Raw genomic sequence first — 8,156 nt, forward strand, 5'->3', positions numbered from 1 at the left:
CGATGCCACCCCCCCCCAAGTTTTGAGCGTTAAAACGTTGGAATAGATAGTTTTTCTCGAAAAGTTAACGACTGATTGTCGGTAAAAATAAGTAAGATAAGTAGGTGGGTATTAAAAACTTTCAGATGCCCCCCTTATTAAGGGGGGACTAAGGGGGGATCGGCAACCCCCCTTATTAAGGGGGATCCCCCCGCCTTCGGCTTCCCCCCTTATCAAGGGGGGCTAGGGGGGATCGAACCTAAAATCCATTTTTAATTTAATTATAACCAGCTACTTACACTGATATTAATCTCTCTCTGGGAATTAGTCGATGGATATTAGCAAAACTTGCTTTATTTGCTGCTTATTATCTCAATTTTTGGGCAATGCAGCCGCGAGTTTAGCCGTGACTAAACTCGATTTTGATACCGGTCAACCCCTAAGAAATCAAGTGATTAAATCGGGGAAAATTAAGGTACAAGTTAGCTATCAACCCATTGACCTAAACGAGAAAATTGATGACAATTCTGATATTAATAATGTTTATTATCAAATCTTTTATAACGAGCAACTTTATCAGCAAAATAGCGAGTATAGTGCCTTTGGATCTGGCTATGTGGAATTAAGAGATTTAGATAATAATGGCATCGATGAGATTATCGTCTCCACCTATAGCGGCGGCGCTCACTGCTGCACATCTTTGGTAATTTATACTTGGCAAAAAGATAAATTTATTAGAGAAGAAACGGGTTTTTTAGATGGTAGTGGTGGTTCCTTTGAAGATTTAGATGGAGATAATAATTATGAATTTGTCACCGTTGATAATGCTTTTTTATATGCTTTTAGTTCCTACGCCGCCTCTTTTCCTCCCTCCAAAATTTATACTTTTCAACAGGGTAAATTAGCAGATGTCACTAGAAAATATCCCCAAGAATTAAGAAAAACTTTAGCAGCAATGCTGAAAGCTTTTCAGTTAGCTAAAAAAGAAAAAGCCGAAGTTAATGGCATTTTGTCCGGTTATGTGGCACAGAAAATTCTACTAGGAGAATATGAAGAAGCTTGGCAATTTCTTCTCACTAATTACGATAAAAACTCCGATTGGGGTCTCGATATCCATGGCGAAAATACAGTGATAGGAAAATATCCAGACTTTCCCACTGCTCTGAGAGCTTTTCTACTGAAAAATGGCTATTTATCTGAAAATAAAAACAATAAAAAATAGCAAACGCTGTGAACAACTATGTTAAAGAAAGTTAATTATCTACGATCGCTATCTTGTTTCCTCGCTACAATCCTCTGGAGTAGTCCTCTCGGTATTAACTCTAGTCTCGCTGTCAATGATAATTGTCAACTGTCCGAATCAGAAATCCAACAACAAGAAAATCTGCGTCAAACCTCGCCCCAAGAATATAACATTTTAGTACAGAAATATGCTCAACAATTGCGCTTTTGTCGTTCCCGACACTGGTTACAGGAACAAGCGATCTGGTTACGTCTCTACTCCTGTGATACCCGTCCAGGATCGATGGAAAGTATCCTCGATCGCATCGTGGCCAAAGGTTATAATAGGGTTTATGTGGAAGTTTTCGCCGATGGTCAAGTCCTATTACCTCCTAACAATAATCCCACCGTTTGGGATAGCGTCATTAAAAATCCCAGTGCTGGAAATGTGGATTTATTAGCACAGGCGATCGAACAGGGACATAAACGCGGTTTAAAGGTTTATGCTTGGTTATTTAGCCTCAATTTTGGCTATGCCTATAGTTTAAAACCCTATCGACAGGAGGTGTTAGCACGCAATGGTAAAGGACAGGATAGCACCTCTTTTGTCGATGATCAATCCCAAACTTTTGTCGATCCCTACAGTAATCAAGCGCGACAGGATTATTTAATTCTCCTAGAAGCCATTTTACAACGTCGTCCCGATGGGGTTTTATTCGATTATATTCGCTATCCCAGAGGAACGGGAGTCGATTCCGTTGCTGATGATGTCAAAGATTTATGGATTTTTAGTCCCGCATCCCGACAAGCTTTAATTAATCGAGCATTAAATAATAAGGGCAAATTTTTAATCGATCGCTATCTGAATCGTGGCAAAATTTCCCCTGATGATATAGTTGAAGCCGATCGCCTTTATCCCCAAGAAACCGCCCCCCTTTGGCAAGGAAGAATACCTTTAGAAGAGGAGATGAAACAATCAGTTAAAAGTCGTTTTGATCGCCTCAAATTAGAACTTTGGTTCCTAGCGGTTGCCCATGCTGCCCAGGGTGTCATTGATTATATTAGTTATTTTTCTGCCCTGGTGGAACGTCAGGGAATTCCCGCCGGAGCAGTGTTTTTTCCCGATGGGAATCGTCTTGTGGGTAATCAAGGTTTTGATTCCCGTTTACAAGCTTGGGATAGTTTTCCCGCTTCCCTAGAATGGCATCCCATGTCCTACGCTAATTGTAACGATACTACCTGTGTAGTTAATCAGATCAAAAGAGTAGTGGAAAGCAGGGGAAATCAAACTCCTGTTATCCCAGCTTTAGCCGGTTTATGGGGACAACCCTATAACAATCGTCCCTCCTTAGAAGTGCAAATGGAGGCGATTCGCATTGCTTTTCCCACCATAGATACTATCAGTCATTTTGCTTTTTCTTGGCAAGAACCACAATTCGATCGAGTCAGAAGATTTTGTCATAAGTAACCGCGTTTACACCTCCACTTTCACTTCCTCCACCTCTGTTTGTCCCTGTGTTGAGGGAACTATCAAAGCTGGCAGTTCTGGTTCGGCGGTTTTGAGAGTCATTGTCATATCGACGTAGTTAATCACCGCCCCTAAAATTTTCACTTCCGCTTCTATTAACTGGTCTGTTGCTTCACTCAAGAGACTAGAACGAGTTATGGCTGGGCGCGTTACCAGAATAATCCCGTCCGCCAGTTCTTCTAAGAGCAGCGCATCATTACAGCTAGACAGGGAAGGAGTATCGACAATCACCAGATCGAAACGGCCGCGAGAATCTTTGAGAATTAATTGTAATTCGCTCGATTCAATGATAGCTGCCGCTTGTTTTTGCGGACCGGGACTAGGCAAAATGGAAAGGTTTTCAATATTTGGGGCCAGACGGATCGATTTACTTTTTGCCCCGTAGTAAAGTAGGGGTTCTGAAAAAGAATTAGGATCGGGAATGACTCCGATTTTTTCGGCTTTGGAAAGACTTCTCAGATCTCCTTCTACTAAGAGAGTCCGTCGCCCCGCTAAAGCAGCAGCGATCGCCAGATTGTAGGCAGTGGCGGTTTTACCTTCTTCGCCAGTAATACTGGTGATAACAACCACTTTCACCGTTTCGCTGCTGCCAATGCGTCGCAGGGTACTGCGTAAACGTTCGTAGTAGGGGAGATAATTGGCATCAGCATCGACGAGAATCGGCTCGATTTCCTCGCCCTCTAAATTTCGGACAATCGGCAACTGTCCCAAGAGGAGTATATCTCGACTAATCAAAGCTTCCCGCAATTCTTGCGGACTGTGCAGGCGATCATCGATTACTGCTAACAGCAGGATCGTACCCAATCCAGCTAAAGTTCCCAAACCAGCACCCGCCAAGAGAATCAAGGTACGATTCTTGCGGTTAAACACCTGTTCGATCGGTTCAGCAACTGGCGGTTGGGCGACGGTGAGACTACCCACGGTTTCCGCTTCTGCGGCCTGAGCATCCACCAGAGAATTGAGAATATTCTCGTAGATACCCCGTTGAAAGGCGACGGCTTGGGTTAAACGAGCTTGCTGTAGCTGTTTATCGGGGAATTGCTCGTATTGGGAGCGTAATTGCTGTTCCTGAGTCACTAAAGATTGTAATTGTTTCATTAAACCCTCGCGCTGAGTTTGCAGGGCGACTAATTGAGCCGCTAGTTGTTGACGGGCGGCATCGAGATTACTTTGCTGACGGATGCGATTGCTGGGAAGAGCGGTCAGGACACCATCTTTTCCGATCACCTCGGCAGCCCTTTTTTGTAAGAGAGACTCGTTAACCTGTTGTTGTTTGCGTAATTTAACTACGGTGGGATGTTCGGGACGTAAATCTTTCTCTAGTCGCTCCAATTGGGCTTCTGTGTCCAAGATCTGCGCTCGGATACTGGCAATGATCGGGTCAGCACTAAGGGCTGAGGAGGTGTAAGCTTGAGCGGGGGTTAAATCGAGTTGTTCACTTAGACTATCAATTTGTCCTTGAATACCTTGCAGTTCTAGGCGAATTTCTCGCTGTTGCTGTTGACTACTGGTGATAGCGGCGAATAAACTCCCATCTTGAATGGCCAGTAAATCCGAACCCTGGGTACTAATGTAGCGATAAAACTTTTCTTCGGCTCTAGTTAAATCTTTTTGGACTTCGTTAAGCCGGACACCGAGAGCTTCTATGCGGGCGCGTAACTGGGAAGTATTCAGCCAGCGACTGTATTCCACCATTTCCTTCATCAAGGTTTCGAGAATTAACTCCGCCTTGGCCTGGGAGTCGGCCGTTAACTCTAAAAGCACCTCTTGGGGTTGGTCGGTTGTTGTGGGCCGATTGACATTATTGTTTTGTGCCTCCGCTTCACCGGGGAAGGTAATTTTTAAATCTTGATCGCGAATTTTAACGATCTGTTCTTGATTAAATTGCAATTTTTTGGCTGTATTGATCAATACCCGGGGAGATAGCAGTAAATCGCGATCGATAGCCCGCCCTTGTTCTTGCAGTTGGGTTCCCGTACTGGTAAAAGCCGGCGGCGGCACCCGATAGGCTAGTTGTCCCACTGCCCGATAAAAGGTAGGGGGTTTCTCCGGATCGGGGAGAAGAGCAAAGATCGCAGAACCGCCTAAACAGACGAGGAAGACGAATATTCCGACAAATTTGTTCTGATCTAGCGAGATGAGAAATCGTTTAACAATTGGTGCAGCCATAGCTTTTTAATATATTCCCAGATTTTTTACATTCTAGCGGTCAAGAGTTATTCTCGGCCTTGAAATCCTAGCTTATGAGGTTGTGTTAAGGAGTGAAGGGAGCCAGTTGCCCCTCAATTATCGGAAGTTATTGAATTGATCGCTAATGTTGAGAATTGTATTGGTAAAACTGGAAAGATCGCGGATGGGTTGAGTAATAATATTAAAAGCGGCGAAAATTTCCCCTAATAGGGTGCGGGTGACGATAATTACGTCTTGATCTTCTAAGGGAACATTTTGGGAGATATCCCCCCTAACTGCCGCTATCGGACTCAAAGTTTGACTAACAATTCCCCCTTTGGCACTGTCAAAACGGAGCAGGGACACTTCATTGACATTAATCCGCAGGCGATCGGAAACCGGTAAACTAGCCACCACATCGAGGAAGCTACTGCCATTAGGAATCGAAACATTTCTCAGGGAAATTCCCGAAGGAAGTGAGGGAGCTAAAACCCTGATGGTGATATTCTGCTGGGCGAGGGTGGTTCTAGCCACTAGGGTGCGATTATATCCCGTTTCTTGGCCTACTTCTAACTTGGAAACAATCACGGCATCACCTCCTTGCAGACGCATATCTGGCAAGCGTTCCCCCTTAATCAAGGGAGTATAAAGGTCAAGTTTCTCCTCTAACACTGTACCATCGACTAAAACCCGACGGACAAGGATCGAACGCAGATCGGCTCTGGGAGTGCCACCACCCGCCGCCAAAATTACCTGTGCTAGGGAAGTATTAGGAGCGATACTATAAAACCCCGGTCGCTGTACCTCTCCCAGAATGGTCAACTGGACGGGACGAGCAGTGGTTAAAACAGCAATGACTTCTGGTTCCTCCCGCAAGTATTTTCGCCCCAATTCAAGGCGGATTTTAGTTTGCACTTCGTCTAAAGTCAAGCCGAGTACCGGAATACGGCCTAAAATCGGCACCAGAAAATTCCCATCAGGATCCACTGGCCCCGTGGAATTAAATTCGGGAAAATCGGGAACCGAGACAGTAATTTGATCGCCGATATCGAGTCGATAGGTCTGAATTTGTCGGGATTGGGAATTATTGGGGGAGTAAACCGGAGGACTGTAGCCAGCGGGGGGAATCGTGTTTTCAGGAAAGGTGGGATTAGGGGGTTGTGGGGGCAAAAATTCTAACCCAGTTCCGGGTTGAGTCTGGGGTATGGACAAGGAACCCTGGGCCTTGAGGCCCTTAGAGTCAATTACCCATAAGAACCCTGTCAGACTCAACCCCGATAAGGCTATAGCCCCAGTTCTCAAGAAACTAACTGGCAAAAACTTGTTGAGCATTGGTGGAATCATACAGATTGATCAATTTTTGGGTTCTGACGATGATAATTTATTTTCTGGGAGTTATCTAGTGGGAGAGGAACAAAGCAGCTATTAATGGCTACAAAAGTGCCTTGAGCTAGTTTTTTCAAAGAGATGGTTAGCAGCAGAAAAATTACTTTTCTTTTTTGCTCTGAGGCACGGAAGTTAATTGACTTAAGACATTTTGTTCTAAGTAACTCTGCACTTCCGTGGCGAGATTGAGAGCAAAGGGAGTGAGAGTTTGCAGCTCTTTCGTCGGTTCTAAGGGAATCATCAAGGAAACAGCTATCCAGGGTACTCTCTGTCTTTTTAATTGCGCCCATTGGTCAAGCCAATACCAAACAGAGGGATCGTAATGACCACCACCTAGCCAAGCATACCATTGCACCACGGCAAAGGTGTTTTGTGTCCAAGCTCGATAGAATCTGGCCGTGGCCTTTCCTCCCGACTGGGTGGGAATTGATATCTTGGTTGTTTCCCCCTGATTCCAACGACTAATAGAACTAAGATCTGACCATTCTAATCCCGGTTGATTTTTATAGTAGATCTGTGGCTTTAAAAGCACGGTGATCCTCTTGCCATCAGGACTTTCCACCACTTGTATCGACCATTTTCCCTCACCGATTTCACCCTGGCTCTGGTCCGTGGTTTTCAGGTCAGAGAACTTGATTCCCGATTCTTGTAGGGCTCGCATTTTCTGAATATTACCGATTCTCGCTTGATCCAGCCAAGACCACTGGCCAGAAATTAAATTGGGTAAGATACCCCCTAAAATCAAAATCAGCAGCAAGCACAACAGCAGTAAATAATTACCCGGTAGCTTTTTTTTGATTTTATCTAACACTAAACTTACCTCGGCTGGAATTTTTCGACTAATCATCCTGGTTAACTTCCTCTTGAGCCAGGGACTGTTTCCTGACTACCTCGCGATACTGCATGATTTGGAAGACCAAAAGGATAAGTAATAACATAAAGACGGAGTATAAATCGCCCCCCCAGCCATCGTGGAGTAATTTAAAGTTTTCCTCCTGTCCTGTGCCGTGAAACCAAGCTAAAAGCGCGTTACGAATGATATTAGCTCCGACACTAATTCCAAAGGCACTGAGGAGCATAAAGCGGGTTTTACGACCGTTTTGGATGGTATCAGTCCAATGGAGCAGCAGCAGCGTGACGTAGAGACTGGTGAATAACATTTTCAGCCCGGCACAGTAGGGAGCGACTTCCACCATCCGACCTTCTACCGCTACATAAACGCCGTCAACGGAGACATCTAGACCCGCTTGCTGGAGAATAAAACCAGCGCAAGCGGCAATAAAAATCTGTAGGGGTAGGGTATAGGGAGTAATCAGGTAGGGGATAGGATTAGGAGTCGCTAAAGCCGTTAAAAGTAGGGGAAATCCCTGTAATTTAAAACCTTCCTTTCCTTTTAACCAGAGACAGATTCCCGCTAAAATAATCGGGAAAGACATACTAACCCAAAGGGAGGAACCGAGGAGATAAAAAATCGCTCCTAGGGTTAACAAAAATGCTCCGAGGGGATGGGAGCGATCTTCGAGGCGTTGCCATTTTTTGCGATTCTGCCAGACAATATAGGCGGCGTAGGGAAGGCCGATCAAGCCGTGGCTAAAGTATTCGTGTTCGGTGCTGATCGATTTATTCAGCCAACCATCGTACCAGTGAAAGATCACCGGACTATAGATAACCGCCAAGAAACCGATCATCAGCCAAGATTGCCGATTTTTGTGGGAGACAGGCGATAGGGAAGGACTAATACCCATAAGACCTCCTGCAAAAGTCTTATTCAGCTACTTGATGATAGCCTAAAGCAAGTTCATAGTTGTAAATGCCAGCGATTAAATTAAATCTCAGACCAAAACGCCGTCTCCGATTCCTATATCTTGATGAT

Annotated in this window: 6 protein-coding genes and 1 pseudogene; 2 read left to right on the top strand and 5 right to left on the bottom strand. The window is 44.8% G+C overall.

The window, feature by feature from the left end; translation table 11 throughout:
• Positions 1-310: 310 nt before the first annotated feature.
• Both IQ234_RS18655 and IQ234_RS18660 read left to right on the top strand, forming a co-directional pair.
• Positions 311-1,201, top strand: a complete 891-nt coding sequence (locus tag IQ234_RS18655) for a hypothetical protein (RefSeq protein ID WP_193958174.1) — start codon at positions 311-313, stop codon at positions 1,199-1,201.
• 18 nt (positions 1,202-1,219) lie between these two features.
• Positions 1,220-2,668, top strand: a complete 1,449-nt coding sequence (locus tag IQ234_RS18660; RefSeq protein ID WP_193958175.1) for a family 10 glycosylhydrolase — start codon at positions 1,220-1,222, stop codon at positions 2,666-2,668.
• Positions 2,669-2,674: 6 nt separating this feature from the next.
• Here the strand turns inward: IQ234_RS18660 and IQ234_RS18665 are convergent, their stop codons facing one another.
• The 5 genes and pseudogenes from IQ234_RS18665 to IQ234_RS18685 all read right to left on the bottom strand — a co-directional run.
• Positions 2,675-4,897 carry a GumC family protein gene (locus tag IQ234_RS18665; protein WP_193958176.1) on the bottom strand — a complete coding sequence of 741 codons (2,223 nt, stop codon included), beginning with the start codon at positions 4,895-4,897 and terminating at the stop codon, positions 2,675-2,677.
• Between the two features lie 117 nt (positions 4,898-5,014).
• Positions 5,015-6,229, bottom strand: a complete 1,215-nt coding sequence (locus IQ234_RS18670; protein WP_193958177.1) for a polysaccharide biosynthesis/export family protein — start codon at positions 6,227-6,229, stop codon at positions 5,015-5,017.
• A gap of 154 nt (positions 6,230-6,383) precedes the next feature.
• Complete coding sequence (locus IQ234_RS18675) at positions 6,384-7,130, bottom strand: cyanoexosortase B system-associated protein (RefSeq protein ID WP_193958178.1); 747 nt, start codon at positions 7,128-7,130, stop codon at positions 6,384-6,386.
• Positions 7,123-8,028, bottom strand: a complete 906-nt coding sequence (gene crtB / locus IQ234_RS18680; protein ID WP_193958179.1) for a cyanoexosortase B — start codon at positions 8,026-8,028, stop codon at positions 7,123-7,125. The genes IQ234_RS18675 and crtB overlap by 8 nt, the downstream gene beginning before the upstream one ends.
• A 19-nt stretch (positions 8,029-8,047) precedes the next feature.
• Positions 8,048-8,156: pseudogene (locus tag IQ234_RS18685) on the bottom strand (IS5/IS1182 family transposase); the annotation flags it as partial.

The organism is Microcystis aeruginosa LEGE 91341 (genome assembly GCF_015206885.1).
GTDB classification, from domain to species: Bacteria; Cyanobacteriota; Cyanobacteriia; order Cyanobacteriales; family Microcystaceae; genus Microcystis; species Microcystis aeruginosa_H.

Excerpts from the sequence above, each read along its gene's own strand:
- IQ234_RS18655 (WP_193958174.1), top strand. The coding sequence starts at position 311 with ATGGATATTAGCAAAACTTGCTTTATTTGCTGCTTATTATCTCAATTT.
- IQ234_RS18660 (WP_193958175.1), top strand. The coding sequence starts at position 1,220 with ATGTTAAAGAAAGTTAATTATCTACGATCGCTATCTTGTTTCCTCGCT.
- IQ234_RS18665 (WP_193958176.1), bottom strand. The coding sequence starts at position 4,897 with ATGGCTGCACCAATTGTTAAACGATTTCTCATCTCGCTAGATCAGAAC.
- IQ234_RS18670 (WP_193958177.1), bottom strand. The coding sequence starts at position 6,229 with ATGCTCAACAAGTTTTTGCCAGTTAGTTTCTTGAGAACTGGGGCTATA.
- IQ234_RS18675 (WP_193958178.1), bottom strand. The coding sequence starts at position 7,130 with ATGATTAGTCGAAAAATTCCAGCCGAGGTAAGTTTAGTGTTAGATAAA.
- crtB (WP_193958179.1), bottom strand. The coding sequence starts at position 8,028 with ATGGGTATTAGTCCTTCCCTATCGCCTGTCTCCCACAAAAATCGGCAA.